This is a genomic window from Crystallibacter permensis, from assembly GCF_025960875.1.
Taxonomy (GTDB): Bacteria; Actinomycetota; Actinomycetes; order Actinomycetales; family Micrococcaceae; genus Crystallibacter; species Crystallibacter permensis.
This window is the reverse complement of the sequence record NZ_JAODLR010000008.1, coordinates 1-20,723: the sequence shown is the minus strand read 5'-3', so window position 1 is coordinate 20,723 and position 20,723 is coordinate 1. Positions and strand designations below refer to the sequence as shown.

21 protein-coding genes are annotated in these 20,723 nt (G+C 62.8%); 14 read left to right on the top strand and 7 right to left on the bottom strand.

The window, feature by feature from the left end; translation table 11 throughout:
* The first annotated feature begins 44 nt into the window (after window positions 1-44).
* On the top strand, window positions 45-632 hold the full coding sequence (locus tag B0G38_RS11170) for a helix-turn-helix domain-containing protein (RefSeq protein WP_264669523.1): 588 nt from the start codon (window positions 45-47) through the stop codon (window positions 630-632).
* Here the strand turns inward: B0G38_RS11170 and B0G38_RS11165 are convergent.
* The gene (locus B0G38_RS11165; RefSeq protein WP_264669522.1) at window positions 629-1,345 is read right to left on the bottom strand and encodes an SOS response-associated peptidase; all 717 of its coding nucleotides are present in this window, start codon (window positions 1,343-1,345) and stop codon (window positions 629-631) included. The genes B0G38_RS11170 and B0G38_RS11165 overlap by 4 nt on opposite strands.
* 35 nt (window positions 1,346-1,380) lie before the next feature.
* The gene (locus tag B0G38_RS11160) at window positions 1,381-2,697 is read right to left on the bottom strand and encodes a YjiH family protein (RefSeq protein ID WP_264669521.1); all 1,317 of its coding nucleotides are present in this window, start codon (window positions 2,695-2,697) and stop codon (window positions 1,381-1,383) included.
* A gap of 145 nt (window positions 2,698-2,842) precedes the next feature.
* On the opposite strand from B0G38_RS11160, the gene B0G38_RS11155 reads away from it, so the two are divergent.
* The gene (locus tag B0G38_RS11155) at window positions 2,843-3,634 is read left to right on the top strand and encodes an IclR family transcriptional regulator (RefSeq protein WP_264669520.1); all 792 of its coding nucleotides are present in this window, start codon (window positions 2,843-2,845) and stop codon (window positions 3,632-3,634) included.
* Window positions 3,635-3,671: 37 nt separating this feature from the next.
* Here the strand turns inward: B0G38_RS11155 and B0G38_RS11150 are convergent, their stop codons facing one another.
* On the bottom strand, window positions 3,672-3,869 hold the full coding sequence (locus B0G38_RS11150) for a hypothetical protein (RefSeq protein WP_264669519.1): 198 nt from the start codon (window positions 3,867-3,869) through the stop codon (window positions 3,672-3,674).
* A gap of 224 nt (window positions 3,870-4,093) precedes the next feature.
* On the opposite strand from B0G38_RS11150, the gene B0G38_RS11145 reads away from it, so the two are divergent.
* From B0G38_RS11145 to B0G38_RS11120, 6 genes are all read left to right on the top strand, one after another.
* Window positions 4,094-5,167, top strand: a complete 1,074-nt coding sequence (locus B0G38_RS11145) for a LacI family DNA-binding transcriptional regulator (RefSeq protein ID WP_264669518.1) — start codon at window positions 4,094-4,096, stop codon at window positions 5,165-5,167.
* A 75-nt stretch (window positions 5,168-5,242) separates the two neighbouring features.
* Window positions 5,243-6,565, top strand: a complete 1,323-nt coding sequence (locus tag B0G38_RS11140) for an MFS transporter (protein WP_264669517.1) — start codon at window positions 5,243-5,245, stop codon at window positions 6,563-6,565.
* A 94-nt stretch (window positions 6,566-6,659) separates the two neighbouring features.
* On the top strand, window positions 6,660-7,424 hold the full coding sequence (locus B0G38_RS11135; protein ID WP_319801241.1) for an SDR family oxidoreductase: 765 nt from the start codon (window positions 6,660-6,662) through the stop codon (window positions 7,422-7,424).
* Window positions 7,425-7,453: 29 nt separating this feature from the next.
* Window positions 7,454-8,386 (top strand): beta-keto acid cleavage family enzyme, encoded by a 933-nt coding sequence (locus B0G38_RS11130; RefSeq protein ID WP_264669516.1) that lies wholly within the window; start codon window positions 7,454-7,456, stop codon window positions 8,384-8,386.
* A gap of 8 nt (window positions 8,387-8,394) precedes the next feature.
* Entirely contained in the window at window positions 8,395-9,387 is a 993-nt protein-coding gene (locus B0G38_RS11125) for a glycerate kinase (protein ID WP_264669515.1), read from the top strand.
* A 67-nt stretch (window positions 9,388-9,454) separates the two neighbouring features.
* Window positions 9,455-10,696 (top strand): M14 family zinc carboxypeptidase, encoded by a 1,242-nt coding sequence (locus B0G38_RS11120; protein ID WP_264669514.1) that lies wholly within the window; start codon window positions 9,455-9,457, stop codon window positions 10,694-10,696.
* Window positions 10,697-10,764: 68 nt separating this feature from the next.
* On the opposite strand, the gene B0G38_RS11115 is transcribed toward B0G38_RS11120, so the two are convergent.
* Window positions 10,765-11,910 (bottom strand): MBL fold metallo-hydrolase, encoded by a 1,146-nt coding sequence (locus B0G38_RS11115; protein ID WP_264669513.1) that lies wholly within the window; start codon window positions 11,908-11,910, stop codon window positions 10,765-10,767.
* A gap of 151 nt (window positions 11,911-12,061) precedes the next feature.
* Here B0G38_RS11115 and B0G38_RS11110 point away from each other — a divergent pair, with 151 nt between their 5' ends.
* A complete protein-coding gene (locus B0G38_RS11110) occupies window positions 12,062-12,841 on the top strand; it encodes a VOC family protein (RefSeq protein WP_264669512.1) in 780 nt (259 codons plus the stop codon).
* A gap of 175 nt (window positions 12,842-13,016) precedes the next feature.
* On the opposite strand, the gene B0G38_RS11105 is transcribed toward B0G38_RS11110, so the two are convergent.
* Window positions 13,017-13,502, bottom strand: coding sequence for an SRPBCC family protein (locus tag B0G38_RS11105; protein ID WP_264669511.1), 486 nt, complete (start codon window positions 13,500-13,502; stop codon window positions 13,017-13,019).
* A gap of 116 nt (window positions 13,503-13,618) precedes the next feature.
* On the opposite strand from B0G38_RS11105, the gene B0G38_RS11100 reads away from it, so the two are divergent.
* Entirely contained in the window at window positions 13,619-14,119 is a 501-nt protein-coding gene (locus B0G38_RS11100) for a winged helix-turn-helix transcriptional regulator (protein ID WP_264669510.1), read from the top strand.
* Window positions 14,120-14,165: 46 nt separating this feature from the next.
* Here B0G38_RS11100 and B0G38_RS11095 read toward each other — a convergent pair whose 3' ends face one another.
* Both B0G38_RS11095 and B0G38_RS11090 read right to left on the bottom strand, forming a co-directional pair.
* On the bottom strand, window positions 14,166-15,329 hold the full coding sequence (locus B0G38_RS11095) for a cytochrome P450 (protein WP_264669509.1): 1,164 nt from the start codon (window positions 15,327-15,329) through the stop codon (window positions 14,166-14,168).
* A gap of 164 nt (window positions 15,330-15,493) precedes the next feature.
* Window positions 15,494-16,141, bottom strand: coding sequence for a DNA alkylation repair protein (locus B0G38_RS11090; protein ID WP_264669508.1), 648 nt, complete (start codon window positions 16,139-16,141; stop codon window positions 15,494-15,496).
* A gap of 79 nt (window positions 16,142-16,220) precedes the next feature.
* On the opposite strand from B0G38_RS11090, the gene B0G38_RS11085 reads away from it, so the two are divergent.
* From B0G38_RS11085 to B0G38_RS11070, 4 genes are all read left to right on the top strand, one after another.
* On the top strand, window positions 16,221-17,018 hold the full coding sequence (locus B0G38_RS11085; protein WP_264669507.1) for a DUF429 domain-containing protein: 798 nt from the start codon (window positions 16,221-16,223) through the stop codon (window positions 17,016-17,018).
* A gap of 153 nt (window positions 17,019-17,171) precedes the next feature.
* Window positions 17,172-18,110: a restriction endonuclease gene (locus B0G38_RS11080; RefSeq protein ID WP_264669506.1), complete on the top strand. Its 939-nt coding sequence runs from the start codon at window positions 17,172-17,174 to the stop codon at window positions 18,108-18,110.
* 145 nt (window positions 18,111-18,255) lie between these two features.
* Complete coding sequence (locus tag B0G38_RS11075) at window positions 18,256-18,435, top strand: hypothetical protein (protein ID WP_264669505.1); 180 nt, start codon at window positions 18,256-18,258, stop codon at window positions 18,433-18,435.
* A 290-nt stretch (window positions 18,436-18,725) separates the two neighbouring features.
* Window positions 18,726-20,627: an FAD-binding monooxygenase gene (locus tag B0G38_RS11070; RefSeq protein WP_264669504.1), complete on the top strand. Its 1,902-nt coding sequence runs from the start codon at window positions 18,726-18,728 to the stop codon at window positions 20,625-20,627.
* Window positions 20,628-20,723: the final 96 nt, after the last annotated feature.

Here is a 20,723-nt window from a genome sequence, read left to right as displayed (position 1 = left end):
CGAAAAGTGGCAAGTAAGTTTGCTGGAATGGCAAAATAGAGTCCATGAACGAAGACTTGGGCCCAATGCTCGACGCCGTTGGCCCCCGGCTGAAGTCCCTGCGGCAGGAAAGGGAGACCACGCTGGCTGAGCTGTCCGCGGCAACCGGAATTTCCGTCAGCACGCTGTCCCGGCTGGAGGCCGGGCAGCGGCGGCCCACGCTGGAGTTGCTGCTGCCGCTGGCGCAGACCTACGCGGTGCCGATCGACGAACTGGTCGGCGCCCCGCCGACCGGAGATCCGCGGGTCCACCTTCGCCCCATCAAACATCACGGCGCCACGGTCTTGCCGCTCACCCAGCGGCCCGGCGGACTGCAGGCCTACAAGTACATCCTGCCCGCCGTCGACCACCCGGCCCAGCCTGATCCGCGGTCGCACGAGGGCTACGAGTGGCTCTACATTTTGAGCGGGCGGCTGCGCCTGGTGCTGGGTGACAAGGAGCTGGTACTGGTGCCCGGCGAGGCAGCCGAGTTCGATACCCGGCTCCCCCATTGGATGGGCAACGCCGATAAAGAACCTGTCGAGTTCCTCGCGCTCTTCGGACCGCAGGGAGAACGGGCACATCTCCGGGCCCGCCCCAAGCGCGCAACTTAACCGGCGTCGGGATCTTCCTCGATGAGGTCGGGGCCGTTGTTGCGGACGCTGTTGACCTTGCTGCTGACGCGGCGCGGGATCAGGTGCGGTTCCGGAATGGCGTCGAGCAGTCCCTGCACCTCCGCCTTGTCCGTCAGCTGCGGGTTCAGCCAATCCTCCTGCAGGTCCCGCGGCACAATAAGCGGCGTCCGGTCGTGGATGTGCCCGAGGGCATCCGCGGCAGCAGTGGTGATGATGGTGCAGGACATCAGCCACTTTTCCGGATGGTCCTCGGGGAGGGCCGGGTCGGGCCACCATTCGTACAGGCCGGCGAACGCGATCAGCGGCTCCGATTCGGAGAACAGGTACGTGGGGATTTTCCCGCCGTCGTCCTTCTTCTCCCATTCGTAGTAACCGGCGGCCGGGACCAACGCCCTGCGCTTGACGGCGGCCTTGCGGAACGACGGCTTCTCGGTGACCGTCTCCATCCGCGCGTTGATCAGCTTGGCGCCGGATTTGGGGTCCTTGGCCCACACGGGAACCAAACCCCATTTCGCCGTGGCGAGCCGCCGGGACAACTCGCCGTCGTGGTTCAGCCGCTCGGTCACGATCCGAACCCCGTCGGTCGGCGCGACGTTCCACGACGGCGGCACATCATCCCCCACCGTCTCGTCGGTCCGGAACGAGGCAACCAGGTCGGCCGTGGCCTTGGCCATTACGTAGCGTCCGCACATGGCTCCATTGTGCCGCAGCCGAGCGCCGGCTCACATCAGAACAGGAGAAACGCGATCGGCGTAACCAGGATTAGTGTCAACACGACCCGCTGGAACCAGATGACCACCAGCTTCCACAGGGGAATCGGGATGTCTGTGGCCATGATGCAGGGCACCAGGGCCGAGAAGAAGATGATGCCGGAAACGGAAACGACGCCGATGACGAACTTCGCCACAATTGCGGACTTCGCGACGATCAACGCCGGCAGGAACATCTCGGCAATACCGACGGCGCTGGCTTTCGCCACGAGCATCGGCTCCGGAATCTGCAGCGCCCAGGTGAAGGGGTAGAACACGTAGCCAAGCCAGTCAAAGACGGGCGTGTAGGTGGCAAGCACCAGTCCCAGCAGCCCGATCGAGAGGATCGAGGGCAGGATGGCCATGGTCATGAGGACGCCATCGCGGACGTTGATCCAGATGTTCGTGCCCAGCGAGGGTGCCGCTGCCACCGTTTCCTGCGCCTCGCGCCAGGCGAAGGACAGGCGGCTGCCGCTGACTTCTTCCTCCGGCTGCGGCTTCGCGTCCGGGTGGTAGGTGTCCGGCACCGCATTCAACGGCCAGATCCGGACGGTGATGGCCGTGACCAGGAACGTGACGAGGAAGGTAACCCAGAAATACGTGTTCCACTGGCCCATCAGGTCCAGCGTCTTGGCGACGACGACCATAAACGTCGCCGAAACCGTGGAGAAGCCGGTGGCGATGATGGCGGCCTCCCGGGCCGTGTACTTGCCTTCCTTGTAGACCCGGTTGGTAATCAGCAGGCCGAGCGAGTAGCTGCCGACGAAGGAAGCCACGGCATCAATCGCGGAACGGCCCGGCGTCTTCCAGATGGGCCGCATGACCCGCTGGACCATGACCCCTACGAACTCCAGCAGCCCGTAACTGACCAGCAGCGCCAGGAACACGGCTCCGATGGGAACCAGCAGGCTGACCGGGATCACCAGTTTGTCGAACAGGAACGGACCCATGTCCTTCGCGAACAGCCAGGCGGGACCAACCTTGAAGACCATCATGAAGCCGACGACCATGCCCGCGACTTTGAAGAACGAGAACACTGTCTCGACGACGGAGTTTTTCCAGGTCCCCGTGACGAAGGGGTACACCGCGCCCGCAACGATGACCGCCAGCGCATAGTACGGCAGTGCCGGCCCGATGGTGGATTGAAGGAAGGTGACGATATGGTCGAGCATGATCGTGTTCTTGCCGCCGATGGTGAGCGGAACAAAGAACATGAATGCGCCGATGCCGCTGTACACGAACAGCTTCCACATCTGGCGCTGTTTAGTCTGCGGGGCCGTCGACGTGATGGCCATGATGGACTCCTAACGCTGGGCCGCGGGATCATGCGACTCGTTTTCTGTTAGAACCATGGGACCCTTTGACCGGTTGCGGGGACAATGGAATACCGGCAGAAGCTGTCTCATATATGAGATCCTGATTACATCCGAGGGGAGCGCCATGGCAGAGGACCCGGCCAGTTCCCTACGGGCGCTGCGGATCTTGAGCTTTCTCGCCACCCAGGCCAACCCGGTCTCCGCGGTACGCATAGCGGATGCCATTGACGCTCCGAGGTCTTCAACCTTCCGGCTGCTGCGGGGAATGCAGTCGCTGGGGTTCGTGACCCACCTCCCGGAACTGCAGGCCTACGCATTGGGCATCGCCGCACTTGAGATCGGCCAGGCATTCGGCATCCAGGTTCCGTTGGCGAGATTCGGGCGTCCAGTGCTGGAACGACTCGTGCAGCGGCTCGGGGAAACGGCGCATCTGGCCGTCCTGCACGGACACGAAACGCTCTACATCCACGAGGAGGCTTCGCCATTTCGGCCCGCGCTGGTGACGGCCAAGAACGTCCGGTTGCCGGCGCACCTCACTGCGTCCGGCCGGGTCATTCTCGCGGGCCTCGAACAAGACCAGCTCAAGGCACTCTTCCCGCCTGACTACGCCTTTATCCTCAGGACCGGCAAGGGCCCGACGACGCACGCGGAGTTTCTGCAGCAGCTGGCCGCCACGAGAAGGCAGGGATTCGCCCGTGAATTCGGGGAAGTCACCGAAGGCCTGGCTTCTATTGCCAAACCCGTCCGCGACCGCACCGGCCGCATAGTCGCCTCCATCGCCGTCACCCATTCCTACAACACGCAACCGCTGGCCTTGCCCGCCGGGCTAGGTGACGCGCCTTCCCAAGACGTAATTCTGGCCGCCTTGGAGCGCGTCACGCGGGAACTAAGCCGCCGGTTGGGCTGGGAGCCGTAGAAGGCGCCCTGCCGGCAAAGGGTTTGCGTGAGAATACTCAGGCGCCTTCCCGGCGCGCATCGGCCCAGTTCTCGGCGGCGGCCAGATGCCTTCGTGCCGCAGTGACGACGGCGTCCGGTTGCGGATTTCTCCACGCCTGCTCTAGTTCTGAAAGCGATCCGGCGGCGGCATGGCGGGCAGACGCCGCCACCGCCGACTCTTCCGGCCTTATTCCGACAACTGGTGTTGTGCTCATGCTCTGTATTCGCAGCCGGGGTCGGTTCGGGATTGGTGACATGGCGCGGGACATGCTGATGTGTGCCTTCAGAAGCGTTGAGCGACTCTACTTAACGTTGCTTAATGCGTAAGCCCGGTCTGTAATAGTCATCACAGCAAGGCGCAATTCACGTCACTAAAGGTGACCATCGATGCACAGACACTATGAAGCGAATCCAGGACATCAGCAGGAAGGAGAATCCCATGACCGACATTCAAACGGAGCCGGCCCTGCGTCCTCCCAAGATGTCCGCAGCCGCTATCGCCCGCGCTTGTGGGGTTTCACCCGCAACGGTCAGCTACGTTATGAACGGCAAGCCGGGTGTCTCGACAGAAACCCGCCGCCACATCATCAAAGTCGCCAACGAATTGGGTTTCCGACCTAACCGAAATACCGGGCAGGATGGCATTCACCTCGACCCGCGTCTCAACCGGGTCATCGGCTTGATCCTGCCGAACATCGTCAACCCGATGTATACAGGCTGGGCCGAGAACATCATCACGGCCACCGGCCGGGACGGTTTCGAAGTCTTCGTCGCCACTACGCAGGACAACCCCGATACACTCGCGCAGGTTGCCGCGACCTTTGCAGCGCGCAATGTGGACGGCATCATCATCGCAGCGGCCCTGCGCGAGGATTCACGGGCACTTCGCACCCTACGCCAGCGGCGCGTCCCCTACATCTGTCTTTCCCGCCGCTCGGACCACCTCCCCGGGGACTTCGTCGGCATTGACGACGACGCTGCGGCCACCCAACTCATGCAGCATGTCCTCGACCACGGCTACCGCGAGATCGCCACCGTCAGTGGTCCGCGTTTTTCCACTGCCTCTCTCGCCCGCGAACAGGCCTTCGTGCGCACTGCCGCAGCCGCGGGCGTCACGATCACCGGCGAGCGGAAGATCAGCACCCGGCTGAACCGCGACGGTGGACGGGTCGCTGCGGAAAAGCTGCTCGCCTCAGCGAACCCGCCGCGGGCAATCGTCTGTGGGGCGGACGAGATCGCCATCGGAATTATGGAGCATGCCCTCTCGATGGGGCTGCGCATCCCCGAAGACCTCGCAGTGGTTGGCAGTGACGGCCTGCCCCACAGCCGATCCGAGCTTGTTGGCCTGACGACCATTGTCCAGCCGGTCCAGGAAATGGCTAACAACGCGTTCAGCCTGCTGCTGGGTCAGATCACCCATCCGCGCAACACTTTCACGCACATCCTGTGTGAACACCGGCTGCACTTGGGCCGGACCTGTGGCTGCCCACCAGGCGCCACGAGAAATAACTAGAACAGCAAGCACTCTGCAAGGACCGGCATCCACCCGGCCCTACCTGACTACGCCCTCCAACAGGAAGTCCTGATCATGTCGACCACCACGAATGCGACGGCAAAGAGGCCACCGCACGTTATCAACAAGCTCATCTTCCGGCGCATCATGCCGCTGCTGATCGCCGCCTATGTCATGGCATTTCTGGACCGCACCAACATCGGTATGGCCAAGGACCGGATGGAGATCGACCTGGGCATCTCCGCCACGGCCTATGGCATTGGTGCCGGCCTGTTCTTCCTGACTTACGCACTTTCTGAAATCCCCTCCAACCTGATCATGCACAAGGTGGGTGCCCGCTTCTGGATCATGCGTATCATGATCACGTGGGGCATCATTTCCGCCTGCATGGCTTTCGTTCAGGGGGAATGGTCTTTCTACATTCTGCGCATGCTCCTCGGTGTCGCCGAGGCCGGCCTGTTCCCGGGTGTGATTTACTTCCTCACCCAGTGGTTCGTTGTCCAGGACCGGGCCAAAGCCAACGGAATGTTCCTGCTCGGTGTTTCCATCGCGAACATCGTCGGCGCCCCGCTTGGCGGCCTGCTGCTGACCATGGACGGTGTTGGTGGCCTGCACGGCTGGCAGTGGATGTTCATCATCGAGGGCCTGCCGGCCTGCGCCCTGGCGTTCATCGTCTGGAAGTACCTGCCGAACAAGCCGACAGATGCGAAGTTCCTCAGCCGCGCCGAGGCAGAGGACCTGGAATCCCGCATCGCGGCGGAGGAGAAGGCCGGTGCCGAGGCTTCCGGCAACTCTAAACTGCGCCACGTTCTGAAGGACAAGCAGATCCTGCTGGTGGTCGGCATCTACTTCACCCACCAGATCGCCGTCTATGCACTGAGCTTCTTCCTGCCTTCGATCATCGGCACCTACGGGGAACTGAGCAGTATCCAGATCGGCCTGCTGACCTCGGTGCCCTGGATCTTCTCCGCTGCCGGCGCCCTGCTGCTGCCCCGCCTGGCCACCAATGCCACCCGCTCCCGGACGATCGCCACCTGCACCATGGTCGGCATTGTCGCCGGCTTCACGCTCGGCGCCCTCGGCGGACCCGTACTCGGCCTCATCGGCTTCTGCCTGGCCGCGTTCAACTTCTTCGCCCTGCAGCCGATCCTCTTCACCTACCCGGCCACCCGCCTCTCCGGCGCGGCACTGGCCGGCGGCATCGCCTTCGTGAACACCGTGGGCCTGTTCGGCGGCTTCCTAGGCCCGTACGTCATGGGCCTGATGGAAGAGACCACCGGCAGCAAGTTCGCCGGCCTCTGGTTCATCGTGGCCATGTGCGTCATCGGCGCGCTGCTCACCCTGCGCCTCAAGCGCGGCACGGAAGACCCGAGCAAGGCCGCCGTCGGCGGCCACTGAGCAACGCAAGCGTACGACGGCGGTACTCGCCGCCGTCGTACGCATCCTAACGCTTCACCCGCCTACCCCAACCTTTTACAGGAGCACAAACCTCATGGATTTCACCGGACGCAAGGTCCTCGTCACCGCAGGCGCAGCAGGCATTGGCCGGGCCATCGCCAACCGTTTCCGTGACCTTGGCGCAGAGGTCATGGTCACCGACATCAACCCGGCGGCGGTCGACGCAGCCAAGCAGGATGGGTTTACCGCCGCAATCAGCGATGTCTCTGACGAAACACAGGTCCGCGAACTTATGGAGGACGTCCGCAACCGGCTCGGGGGACTGGACGTGCTGGTCAACAATGCCGGCATCGCTGGACCAACCGGCCCCATAGAGACCTTGGACGCGGAGGCGTGGAAGACCACGTTTGATGTGAACATTCACGGCCAGTTCTTCTGCATCAAGCACGCCCTGCCGCTGCTCCGCGAGGCGCAGGATGCCTCGATCGTCAATCTCTCGTCCGCCGCGGGCCGGCTCGGCATGGCAGGGCGCAGCCCTTATTCGGCGTCGAAATGGGCCGTCATCGGGTTGACGAAGACCTTGGCGATTGAGCTAGGGCCCGAGGGTATCCGCGCCAACGCCATCTGCCCCGGGGCGGTGAACGGCCCGCGCATCGACGCCGTGATCGAGGCCAAGGCCACGATGCTGGGACAGCCTGTCGAAGAGGTCTCGGACCTGTACCACAAGCAGTCCTCGCTGGAGCGCCTGGTCGAGGCGGACGATATCGCAAACATGGCTGCCTTCCTCGCCAGCGACCTTGCCCGCAACGTCAACGGTCAGGCGATGGCGGTCGATGGAAACACCGAAAAGCTCTACTAACCTCCCTCCGTACTAAGGACAGATTCACCATGGCCAGCAAACGTAAAGTCATCATCACCAGCGCCGTCACCGGTGCCATCCACACTCCCACCATGTCCCCGCATCTGCCGGTTACCGCAGAGGAAATCGCCGATGCAGCCATTGGAGCTGCGGAAGCCGGCGCGGCGATCGTGCACATGCACGCCCGCGATCCGAAGGACGGGCGCCCTTCACAGAAGCCGAAGCACTTCCAGCCCATTCTGGACAAGCTCAAAGCCAACACGGATGCCGTCATCAACATCACCACTGGCGGCTCGCCGCACATGAGCGTGGAAGAGCGGATGCTCCCAGTGGCTACGTTCAAGCCGGAACTCGCTTCGCTGAACATGGGATCCATGAACTTCGGGCTTTACCCGATGCTGGACCGTTACCCTGAGTTCCAGCACGAATGGGAGCGCGAAGGCCTGGAGAAGTCCCGCGATCTGGTCTTCAAAAACACCTTTGCCGACATCGAAGCCATCCTGAACATCGGCAATGGCAACGGGACGCGCTTCGAGTTCGAGTGCTACGACATCTCTCACCTGAACAACCTGGCCCACTTCCACGGCCGAGGCCTGGCCAAGGGGCCGCTGTTTGTCCAGTCAGTCTTCGGGCTGCTCGGCGGCATCGGCGCCCACCCAGAGGACCTAATGCACATGCGCCGCACAGCAGACCGGCTGCTCGGCGAAGACTACCAGTGGTCCATCCTCGGTGCGGGCAAGAACCAAATGCCGCTGGCCACCATCGGCGCCGCCATGGGCTCACATGTGCGCGTTGGCCTGGAGGACTCGCTCTGGATCGGCCCCGGCCAACTCGCCGCCTCCAATGCGGAACAGGTCACGCGTATCCGCACGATCCTTGAGGCGTTGAACTTCGAAGTCGCAACCCCGGACGAAGCCCGCGAGATGCTGAACCTCAAGGGCCGCGAAAACGTCGGATTCTGATCACCACCATGAAAATCCTGATCGCGCCGGACAGCTTCAAAGGCACCTACCCGGCAAACGAAGTGGCCGCCCACATCGCCAGCGGCGTGCGCGCGGCAGGAGGCACCGCCGTCGAACTCCCCGTGGCCGACGGCGGCGAGGGAACCTACGAGATCCTTCGCGACGCCCTCGGTGCCGAACAGGTTGATGCAGACACCGTGGGGCCATGGCGCGATCCACTGCGCACTTCCTACGCACTGGCTTCGGACGGAACGGCGGTGATTGGTCTGGCCGCTGCCAGCGGAATCACCCTCCCCTGCTCCGGCGAGCGCAGTGCCCTCACCGCCGACACGTACGGCACCGGGCTCCTCATGGCCGACGCTGCGCGCCGCGGAGCCACCCGGATCATCGTCGCGGCCGGAGGGAGCGCGACGACGGACGGCGGCACCGGCGCTGTGACGGCCATCGAAGACCATGGCGGCCTGCACGGGGCGAAGGTGGTGGTCTTGAGCGACGTGACCACCGTATTCGAGGACGCCGCAATAGTATTCGGCCCGCAAAAAGGGGCCGACCCGGCCCAAGTTCAGCACCTGACCGAACGATTACACCAGCAGGCTGCCGGCTACCCGAACGATCCCCGCGGTCTGGCACGAACCGGTGCTGCAGGAGGTTTCAGCGGCGGCATGTGGGCCCATTACGGAGCTGAACTGGTCTCCGGCGCCGACTTCATTCTCGACACAGTGGACTTTGACCGGCACGTAGCAGAGGCCGACGCCGTCGTCGTCGGGGAAGGCCGCCTCGACTCACAAACAGGCCAAGGCAAAATCATCTCGGCGATTCTCGTCCGCACCGCCCGCAAACCGGTTTTCGCCGTCGTCGGAAGCGTTGACCCTGAGCTCGGTGAATACGCGGACAAGTTCACTGGCATCATTGTCGCCACCGAGGAAGTAGCAATGCATGCGGCCGGGCAGCGCGTCCACAAACATTTACTTCGTAGTTTGCAAGCCCAATACCATCAATGACTATTGACCCTAGAGGATGCTCTGGCAACGCTTGGTTTGTCCCAATCACTCGCATGAGGAGAAACCAGTGAGCAATTTCGCCAGAAGTCCCCGCAGATTACTCGGCGCCATTGGTGCAGCAACGATGCTGTGCACGATGGTTACCGCTGTCCCCGCCGGAGCCGCCCCAGGGGAATCCAACGCGCCAGGGGCAGGTATCTGCAAGACTTCCGATGATCCTCAGTTCAGTGGCTGGACCAGTTATGCGGAGCTCGGTCCACGGCTCGAGCGCATTGAAGAGAACAGCAGCGGCCGTGTAGAAGTCGAAGTGGTGGGCCAATCTGCGCTCGGCCGTGACCTCTACACGGCCCGGGTCGGAACGGGTGACCGCGTGCTGCTCGTCCAAAGCGCCATCCACGGCAATGAACGGACCGGCACCGAGGCCCTCCTGGGGATCCTCCAGAAGCTGGCCTCCAGTAACGATGAGGAAACCCGGCAAGCGCTCGAAGGCGTCACGTTGGTCGCCATGCCTATGGTGAATCCCGACGGCGGCGAACTCAACCGCCGCACCAATGTCATGTCCTGGGACGACGTCGAAAGTCTGCATCCGCAACTCGAAGGATCCCAGCCGGCTTGGTACCACCGATTGAGCAACGGCGGCATCGACCTGCCCGGGTTCGACTTGAACCGCGATTTCAACGCAAACCTGGACTACGTGCCTCAGCCCGGAGATCTACCGGGCCTGCAGGAGGATGCAGGATTCTTCCTCGCGCCGGAGTCCCGGACCATCAGGGATGTTTACGTGGACCTGCAGGAAGAATTCGGCGAGGTGGACGCCGTCGTCGATCTGCACCATATGGGACCGTGCGACCAGCAGACGGGAGGCGAACAGGACGGCAAGCACATTTCCGTCGCCCTGGACTACCCGCCGCTGGGTGTCAACGACGGCGCTGCGTATCAGGAGGACTGGCCGTTACTGGACCAGGACAAGTCCCGCCGGTATGCGCTGGCAGTGGCCGATGGGATTAAGGACAGCTACGGCTCGCAATCCCCGCTTGCCGCCGTCGGACGTTATTTCCATCCAGAGGAGCGGGAGTATGCGGGGCAGGGCCGCTCAGCGTTTGCGCTGAACGGCTCGGCGACCGTGCTTTTCGAGGTGCGGGGCCAGTCCGACGACTTCGGCCAAAAGATGAAGGGCATGCTTGTCCAGACCGTCCAGACCGGACTGGAGTCGCTGGTTGATTCAATGGCCACCGGCCAAGTCGATTCGCTCGACGGCGGCGACTTCTTCGACTACCCCGACTATGGCTGGGACCAGACGGCGGACTGAGTACAAGCTTCGCTGAACTCGAGCAGGAGCCACCGCCTATCCGGCGGTGGCTCCTGCCTCTTCGATGGTCAGAGCCCGATCTCGTCCAGGTCTGACCCAATGATCAACTTCCCGCTGAAGCCCTTTTGGGCGGCACGCTGCCACTTGCCTACAGGCCAGTCGCCGGGCACAAAGTGGTTCAGGACCAGGGTGGAGACGCCCGCCTCTTCGGCAATGGCGCCTACTTCCTCCACTGCGGTGTGGGACTGGATCAGATGCTGGTAGGCCGCTTCCGCTTCAGGACTGCGCGGTTCCGGATAGCGCTCGGCTGCCCACTCCTCCGCGATGACTTCGTGGACCAGGATGTCCGCGTCCTGGGCCAGCTCCACAAGGTTCTCGCTGGGACCGGTGTCACCGGAGAAAACCACAACGCCGTCGTCGGTCTCGAAGCGGAATGCTAGGGCAGGAAAGACCGGGGCGTGTTGGACTAGCGTTGTCGATACTTTCACCCGGTCGTCTTCATAGAAGGGCACCGGGCTCATCCGCGGATGGGGGTTGCCGTTCGGGTCCGCCAGGTACTGTTCGGGGATCGGAATGTCTTGGCCTGCAAACAGCTGCTGCGGTACCGGTGTCCCGCCGTCACGCGCTCGGTCGTTAAAGTCCGTGGCAAACGTGCGGACTATCGATTCCACCGTCTCCTTGGTTCCCGGCGTCGGGCTCTCCGGCGATACAACCGGCGGCGCGGGCCGGTCACCGGCCACCGGCGGAAGGTCGCCGCGGTTGCCGGGACCCCAGATCGGCACAGGCCTGTCCGCGGCCGACAGTCCGTTATAAAGGCCCAGGCTCAGGATGTTGGAGAGGTCGCTGATGTGGTCCGAGTGCAGGTGCGTTACGAAGATGGCGCGAAGTCCGCTCAGCGCAGCCCGGGCCTCCCAGTTGCCCAGCTTCGCTTCCATGAGCCGGAAGCCGACGCCTTCACCGGCGTCGATCAGGTAGTAGCGGTCCCCCACGACCAACGCGGAGGCAATGCCCATCCGCGGCGGCTCCGTGAGGCCCCATCCCGGCCCGCCATTCGTGCCCAGGAGAACGGCTTTGGTCCGGGTAGCCGCACGCAACGGCGCCCGTCTCGTAGAAGCGGCGGCGGTTGCAGGCACGAGCAGGGGCAGCGCACCCGCGGCTGCTACCCCTCCGAGCATGGCACGTCGGGACAGAGCTGGTTTTTCTGATGATGGCATGACGAACTCCAAAATCGATGTGAGGTACACCTCAAAGCGTAGTCCCGTGTACATGCTCAACCCAATAAACATTAGCTACCATTGCCGCCCACCGGTGCCCGGCATAGACTCCCCCTGTTGCCATCTCCACACCATCGATAGGAGAACCGCTATGCCCAAGCCCGACATCACCCCCGGAGCGCCGTGCTGGATCGATCTGATGACCTCGGATCCGGAAAAGGCCAAGAACTTCTACACCGAACTATTCGGCTGGACCTACGAGACCGGCGATGAGGAAAAGTACGGCGGCTACATCATGGCCTTCAAGAACGGCCAGTCCGTCGCCGGCCTGATGAAAAACGACGGCCAGTCCGGCTACCCGGACGTCTGGACCACCTACCTGCGCGTGGATGACATCGACGCCACCACCCAGGCCGCGGCCAGCAGTGGCGGTCAGGTTTTCATGCCGCCGATGGAGGTTCCCGAGCAGGGCAAAATGGCGATGATCGGCGACGCCGGAGGGGCCGCCGTCGGCGTTTGGGAATTCGGCGGCCATACCGGCTTCCAGCTCGCTGCCGAACCGGGTTCGCCAGCCTGGCACGAAATCTTCACGCGCGACTATCCCTCCACAGTGAAGTTCTATCAGGACGTGTTCGGCTGGGACACGGACGTCTTGAGCGACACCGATGAGTTCAAGTACACCACCCTCGGCGCGGGCGAGAATGCCAAGGCCGGCATCATGGACGTCAGCTCCTTCCTGCCCGAAAGCATCCCTGCCCATTGGCGCATCTACTTCGCCGTCGAAAACACCAACGCCGCGATCGAGAAGACCACCTCGCTCGGCGGGCAGGTGGTGCAGCCGGCAGAAGATACCCCGTTCGGCCGCGTCGCCACCCTGACCGATCCCACCGGTGCCATGTTCCTCATCGTCCAGGAACTGCCGCAGCAGTAGCGCTCAGAACCCAAGCAGCCGGGCACCGTTTGCCGTCAAACAACGACGGCGGCGCCGATGAGCATAAGCGCTCAGCGGCGGGCACTGTTGCAGCAGCCCTCCGCTCCGAATAGCACCAACAACGACGGCGGGGGCTCGCCTCGGTGCGCCCCGCTGTCGTCGTGGAATCACTGGCTTAAAGCCTGCCTTCTCTTGCGCGTACCCCCTCGATCACTTCATCGCGCTCATACGAGTTGGGCAAGCCAGAGCCGGTTGTGATCAGATGCCGCAGGCTCCCGTTGATGTACTCGCCCCACGCGTCCGAACAGACATCGAAGCATTCGTGCGCGGGCAGCAGGCCCTCGTGGGTGAACCTCAGCTGCGTGAGGCCGTCCCGTTCGAAGAGCTCGAAGTTGACCGTCGTTCCGGTCCATTCTTCCTTGTCGTGTATGAAGCTGAGATAGCTGTCCAGGACCAGCCAAGCGACCTTCTTCGCTGGGACCAGCTCGGTGATCCTGAATTTTGAGTAGTGGATGCCCTGGACGCGGTAGGTGAATTCGTCGCCGAGAGTCTCGGTTCCTCCTTCAATCTCTCCTGACCACCACCCGCGCACATTCGTTATCGCACGGAAGGCTTCTTCGGGAGTCTGATCGACCGAAAAGGTCTTGGTGAGGCTGTTCATGACGACTTCCAATCATCTTCGCGCCGACCATGGGTTGCGCCAACGGATCGACGCGCTACTTGTGTGATGCAAGTCATACTACTCCGCGACACTTTCATCATGCAAGCGTTGTGGGTATGCTCTTTTATATGCTCGGCAAGACGTATGAATCCCAAGTGTGTTCCATCGCTCGCGCTCTCGAAGTGGTAGGTGAACGCTGGAGCTTGTTGATCGTCCGCGATGCCCTCTTTGCAGGGGTGACCCGCTTCAACGATTTCCAGCACAACCTGGGCATCGCGACCAACATCCTCAAGGCCCGCCTCGATGCCTTTCTCGCGGCTGGCATCATGGAGCGACGTCAGGTCTCAGAGCAGCCGACGCAGCACGAATACCTGCTGACCGCCAAGGGCCGCGACCTTGCCCCGGCGTTGATCGCACTCACGCAATGGGGAGACCGCTGGGCCGCTCCCGGAGAGCCACCTATCCTCTACGACCACTCGGCATGCGGCGGGGAGGTCAGGCAGGCAACTGTATGTGCCAAATGCGGACCGATAGATCCCGCCGAGGTGAAGGTGCGGATCGGGCCAGGAATGCCAGCCGAGTACCTCAAGAACCGGCGGCCCCGGCGACCAGCCTGAGCCAGCGGGAGCCGAAATTCCTGCCGGGCAGACGGTCGGGGTGCGCTCACTCCTGCTGCCAAGTGACCGGGAGCCGCTTGGGGCCGTAGATGATCGTGCTGTCCACTCGTTCCAGCGGCTGATCCGGCACCACCGAGATTCCGGGCAAACGGGAGAGCACGGACTGCAGCGCGATCCTGGCCTCCAGCCGGGCCAGCGGGGCCCCGAGGCAGAAGTGGACCCCCTGGCCGAAGGCGAGGTGGTGGAATGGCGGGCGGTCGACGTCGTACTCTTCCGCCCGTTCGAACTGCTGCGGGTCGCGGTTGGCCGAACCGATCCAGGCGATGAGTACGGAGCCAGCCGGAATGCGCTGGTCCCCCAACACGGCATCGACGGCAGTTGTCCGGTACATGGCCTGGACCGGGGACCGATAGCGCAGCACCTCCTCGATAGCGTGCGGCAGCAGTTCCGGCTCGGCCAGCAGTCGCTCGACGGTGTCGGGATGTTCGGTAAAGGTCAGCACGGCGTTGCCGATCAAGTTGGTAGTCGTTTCGTTGCCGGCCACCAGCAGCAGGGCACAGAAGCCCAGCAGTTCGGGGACGGTCAACTGCTGCCCGTCGATCTCCGCCGCCAGCAATGCGCTGATCAGGTCGTTTCCCGGGGTTCGCCGTCGCTGTTCGATCATGGCCAGGAAATACTCGACCATCTCACCGTAGAGCGCATGGTCGGCTTCGCCGTCACCGCCCGTGGTCTGGCTGACGATGGAATCGGACCAGAGCTTGAAACGGTCGCGGTCTTCGGGCGGTATACCCATCAGTTCCGCGATCACGATCACCGGCAGCGGATAGGCGAGTTCCTTGACCAGGTCGGCCGTTCCTGCCGAGGCGAACCGGCCCAGCAGTTCCCCAGTCAGCTCCGAGATGCGCGGGCCAAGTGCCTCAACTGCCCTTGGCGTGAACGCTTGACTGACCAGCGAGCGCAGCTGCCGGTGCCGCGGCGGATCGGTGTTGATCAGGCTGGCCGCGAACAGCTGGCCCGTCTCCGACTGATCACCGGGCGGCATCTGGGAGGAAAACGTGGCGTGCTCGGACAGGACGCGGTGAACGTCGTCGTACTTGAAAACGTGCCAGATGCCGGTTTGCTCATCGTGGAAAACCGGCGCGGTTTCGCGCATCGCTTCGTAGTGGGGGTAGGGATTCATCGACTGCTCGAGGGCCCGAATGTGCTCCATGGCTGGCCTTCCTGCTCAGCCCGGCAATATTTCGGCCTGCTCCCGGCCGAAGCGCCAGGACGGGCCGGCCTTCCGGCCCGATGAGGCCTGATCTTATACCCGCTGCCGCTTCGGTTCCATCAAAAATCTGCCTCCCGGACTTGGAGAGGGCCTGTCCCGGAGGCCTACGGCGGCAGCTGAAGTTCCGGCCTGGTTTTCGCCACTTCTGCGAGCACCAGGGCAACCGCTTCGCGAACCACTTCGCCCTCCGTGCCGGCGTCTTGGGACTGTTCGAGCAGGATCTTCGCGCGCCGGGCAAACCTGTCCCAGTCCCCTCCGCCCTTCCGAAGAGCCCGCAACGGCGAGAGTACGACGGCGCGACGCAGCCACACGTCGTCGTCCTCCGCCCAGCGGTCCAACACCGCATCCGCGCGGACACGCTGCGGTACACCCAGCCCCTCGACCATGGGGCCGACGACGTCCACGGCCAGCGGATCGACCAGGGATGGCATGCGGGCCGAGCGCACAAAGCCCTCCAGCCGCGTGAGGTCCGAATTGTCCAGCAGACGGAGGTTGGATTGCAGCAGAACGACGGCGGCGAGGCGGCGCTCAAACACCGGCACCGCCCACAGCTCGGAGCTCAGCGCCGTGATCTCGTCGTGCGACAGCCTAGGGTAGCGCCTGCCGGCGTCGCGCACTGTTCCGCGGACAGCGCCTACCGACGCACCGTAGTAACTCAGGCCGTCACCCAGCTGCGCTTCCCAGGCCTCGGCACGTTCCCAAGACGATTCATGCTGGAGCGCGGCGTCCACGAACTCACCGGCGTCACTCACTCAAGAGTCCTCTCGTCGGGTTGTTGATTCCTCATCCGCCAGCACGTACATGTTCACCGGCCACAAATAGAGTAGGCGCATGAAGACCCTCGGCATCGATCTTGCCGCAGATCCGAAGAAAACCGCTGCGGCCGTCCTCGATTGGGCACCTGATGCCGCGCGGTTGACCCATTTGCAGCTCGGCGTCACCGACGAAGACATCGTCGGCCTCTTCGCGCGCGCGGATGCAACCGGCGTTGACTGCCCTGTCGGCTGGCCGCAAGCGCTGCTGCCATTTCTCACGGGCCACCTGAACCGCGACGCGAGTTCAGTGCTCCAGCACGACGGAATTGCTGGCCGCCGTCTCCTCGCTTACCGGGACTGCGACCGGTTCGTCACGAGCATCACCGGCTTGATTCCGCTGAGCGTTTCGGCGGACCGACTGGCCCACCCTGCCATGCGCTGCGCGGTCATCCAAGCCAAAATTGCCAAGGAACACGGATACCAACCCCTTGATGGATCTGGCCTGCTCATAGAGGTCTACCCGGCGGCTTCCCTCAAGTTGTGGAACATCGAAGCGCGGAAATACAAGGGCAAGGGAACACCTGAATCGGAGGTCCGCAACCTCATTCTGAAACAGCTGGAAGAGCTGGCACCGTGGCTGGACCTCGGACCACATCGGAATGCCCTGATTGCATCGGATGACCTGCTGGATTCCCTCATCGCATCTCTGACAACCCGCGCCGCCCTCATGGGAGCAACACTGCTGCCGGGCGACGAACACCTCGAAGCTGCCCGTCAGGAAGGATGGATCCATCTGCCCAGCGGCCCGCTCGGCGATCTGCTCTTATCCAAGCGGAAGTATCGGGATGGACAGCGGCACCTCAAGCCGAAGTGAAAAAAACATGACGATTTGATTCCCAACGCCAGGGGATCCATCTGCCTCATCAGCTTTCTTCCATAACCGGCAGAAAGTCGGGAACTTCGCCTAGACTCCGATATAGCTATCCATCACGTCGTAAGCGCAAAATCGAGATCTCTCAGGAGAACAATGATCGACGACTTCGCTGCAACCGCCGATGAACCGATTCCGAAGTGGGGCGAGTTCCTGCATCCTGTCCTCCAGGTTCTCGCTGATGGCAAACCGAGAGTTCGCCGTGACCTCGTTGCTGAAGTTCTGGATGAGGCGGGGATAACTCCTGAGCAGCGGGCCATTATGCTGGCTTCAGGTCAGTCGAAGGCAGAAAACCGTATTGGATGGGCGATGTCCGATCTAACTCGGGCTACTGCAGTAGCCAAGCCGGAGCGAGGCCGGTTTGTTATTACGGATCTCGGTAAGCAACTGCTCGCTAAATATCCTCACGGCTTTAGTCAGAATGAGCTGAAGGAAATCCCAGCATATCGAGACTACGAACCGCGAAGGCAGAACGTCTCGAAAGCAGATCCGGCTGACACTTTTGACGAAGACTCCGAGCTTGACCCGACGGAACAGATCGACCGGGGAATTGAGTTGCTTCGGGCGGACCTTGCCACTGATCTCTTGAAGCGGCTACAGGAAAGGCACCCCGATTTCTTTGAAGAGGCCGTGGTCAAGCTCATGCTCGCCATGGGATATGGCGGCGCAGAGAACCGTGGCCGGCGGATCGGGGGATCAGGAGACGGTGGCGTGGATGGTGTCATTGACCAGGATGCCCTCGGTCTCGACCAGATCTATATCCAAGCCAAACGCTACGCTCCAGAGGTCACGGTCGGACGCGAAGCGATCCAGGGATTCGTCGGCGCACTTGCTGGTCGGGGAGCAACACGTGGAGTCTTCATTACGACCAGCAGGTTTTCTAACGGGGCGCTGGAATACGCTAAATCGATTCCAACTAGGGTCATCCTTATCGATGGAAAACAACTCACAGATCTCATGATCCGACATGGCGTCGGCGTTCAGGTCGCCAAGACTTACACTGTCGCAGAAATTGATGAGGACTTCTTCGAGTAGTCGAGAGCCTATTGCGACGCAAGCGCGCCCATCACCATGAGCGCGGACATGCCGAGGAACGGCAGGGACAGCACCGCATGCATAACTTTGTGTTCGAGCCTGCGCTTGTCGCGGCGCCGCAGCCACACGTAGCGGGCTTGTGTGGATGAGCAACCGGCACGACACCTCGCGCACCTATGTTCTCTTCGGTGATCGCGTCGTCAGCAGCGATCTGGTACCGCGAGAGGATGGCAAACGCGCGTTCGCCTTCCCGAATCAGCTCGACTGGCTGACACTGCGGTTCCAAGCTCTCGGCGTTAACATCGTCGGAAATCCCGCGCCCTAGCGGACGCACGCCACTCGGTACGCATCCGCTGCCGTCATCGTCTTACTTTGACTCGGCTAGGCCTGCAGTACACCAGCGAAGAAGGACGCCAATTCCTGGTGCGCCCTACTCGCTGAGCGGGCCAGGCACCGATATACCCCACATTCCCCCTTTCGCCGAAACAGTAGTTGTTACGTGCGTCATGTTTGCCTTACAGTATTTACACCGAAAGCTATTCGATTATCGAGCGTCATGTTCTATTATTGAACACCGAACCAGCCGACAACGGCACAACGAAGTGAGGAAAGCCCGTGCAGTTTCATCACCACGGTTACGTTTCAGGTGACCCGAAAGTCCAGCCGGCTGCCGGTGTCGGCATCGACCGCCCCTCGGAACTCCCCGACGAGGTCGACGTCCTCATCGTGGGCTCCGGGCCGGCAGGCATGCTTGCTGCCGCCCAGCTCGCCCAGTTCCCGAACATCAACACGCGCCTGGTCGAACGCCGCGGCGGACGGTTGGAGCTCGGCCAGGCGGACGGCATCCAGGCCCGCAGCGTCGAGACTTTCCAGGCCTTCGGCTTCGCCGAGGAGATCACTGCCGAGGCTTTCTGGCTCACGGAAATGAACTTCTGGCGCCCGGACACGGACAACCCCAAGCACATCGTCCGCGGCGGCCGCGCCCTCGATGACGAGCACGGCGTCAGCGAATTCCGGCACCTGATCGTCAACCAGGCCCGCGTGCTGGACTACTTCGCCGAGTTTGCCCACAACTCCCCGGCACGCCTGAAGCCCGATTTCGGCTGGGAGTTCAGCAGCCTGGAGGTCACCGACGAGGGCGATTACCCCGTTAAGGTCACCTTGGTACGCAGCGCCGGACCGGACGAAGGCCAGCAGCGCGTGGTGCACGCCAAGTACGTTGTCGGCTGCGACGGCGCCCGCAGCAAGGTGCGCGCCTCCATCGGTTGCACCCTCGCGGGAGACGCGGCCAACCATGCATGGGGCGTCATGGACGTCCTCGCGAACACCGACTTCCCGGACATCCGCACCAAGTGCGCCATTCAGTCGCATGACGGCGGTTCCATCCTGCTGATCCCCCGCGAAGGCGGATACCTCTTCCGCATGTACGTCGATCTCGGCGTCGTGCCCGAGAATGACAAGGGTGCGGTCCGCAAGACCTCCATCGAGCAGATCATCGCCAAGGCCAACGAGATCCTGGCTCCCTACACCCTCGATGTGAAGAACGTTGCCTGGCACAGTGTCTACGAGGTGGGCCACCGCCTCACCGACAGGTTTGACGACGTGCACCTTGAGGACCTCGGCACCCGGACCCCGCGCGTCTTCATCACCGGCGACGCCTGCCACACCCACAGCGCCAAGGCCGGCCAGGGCATGAACGTCTCCATGCAGGACGGCTTCAACCTCGCATGGAAGCTCGGGCATGTGCTGGAAGGCCGCGCTCCGGAGAGCCTGCTGTCCACCTACTCGGCCGAGCGCCAGGTTGTGGCCAAGAACCTCATCGACTTCGACAAGGAATGGTCGACGCTGATGGCGAAGAAGCCCGAAGAGTTCAGCTCCCCCTCCGAGCTTGAGGACTTCTACGTCCGCACCGCCGAGTTCCCCGCGGGCTTCATGACCGAGTATGCCCCCTCGATCCTGACCGGCGAGAACGCGCACCAGGACCTCGCCACCGGGTTCCCCCTCGGCAAGCGTTTCAAGTCCGCCAAGGTCTCGCGCGTCTGCGACACGAACCCGCTCCACCTCGGACACCTGGCCACCGCCGACGGCCGCTGGCGCATCTACGTCTTCGCTGACCAGGCGAAGGCCGGGGCAGCCTCGCCGGTCGCCGACTTTGCCGAATGGCTGAAGAACGCCCCTGACTCGCCGCTCGCGGCCACCCCGGAAGGCGCGGACCTCGACGCCTGGTTCGATGTGAAGGTCATCTACCAGCAGAAGCACGAAAACGTCGACATCAATGCGGTGCCCGACGTGTTCAAGCCCAACGTTGGGCCGTTCCAGCTGACCAACCTTGAGAAGGTCTTCGGCGTTGGCAAGGATGAGGACATCTTCGAAGCGCGCGGTCTCGACCGCGGCGGCGTCGTCGTGGTGGTCCGGCCGGACCAGTACGTGGCCAACATCCTGCCGCTGACGGCGACTGCGGAGCTGGCCGAATTCTTCGCCCCGCTCCTGCGGGCCCGCCAGCTCAAGAAGGCTTAGGCCGAAGTTACGTGGGCTGATCGCCCTGGTTCCTTGTGGTTCCGGGTGATCAGCCCTCTTTTGTACCACCGTTTGTAGCCACTAAATTGTGGTGTG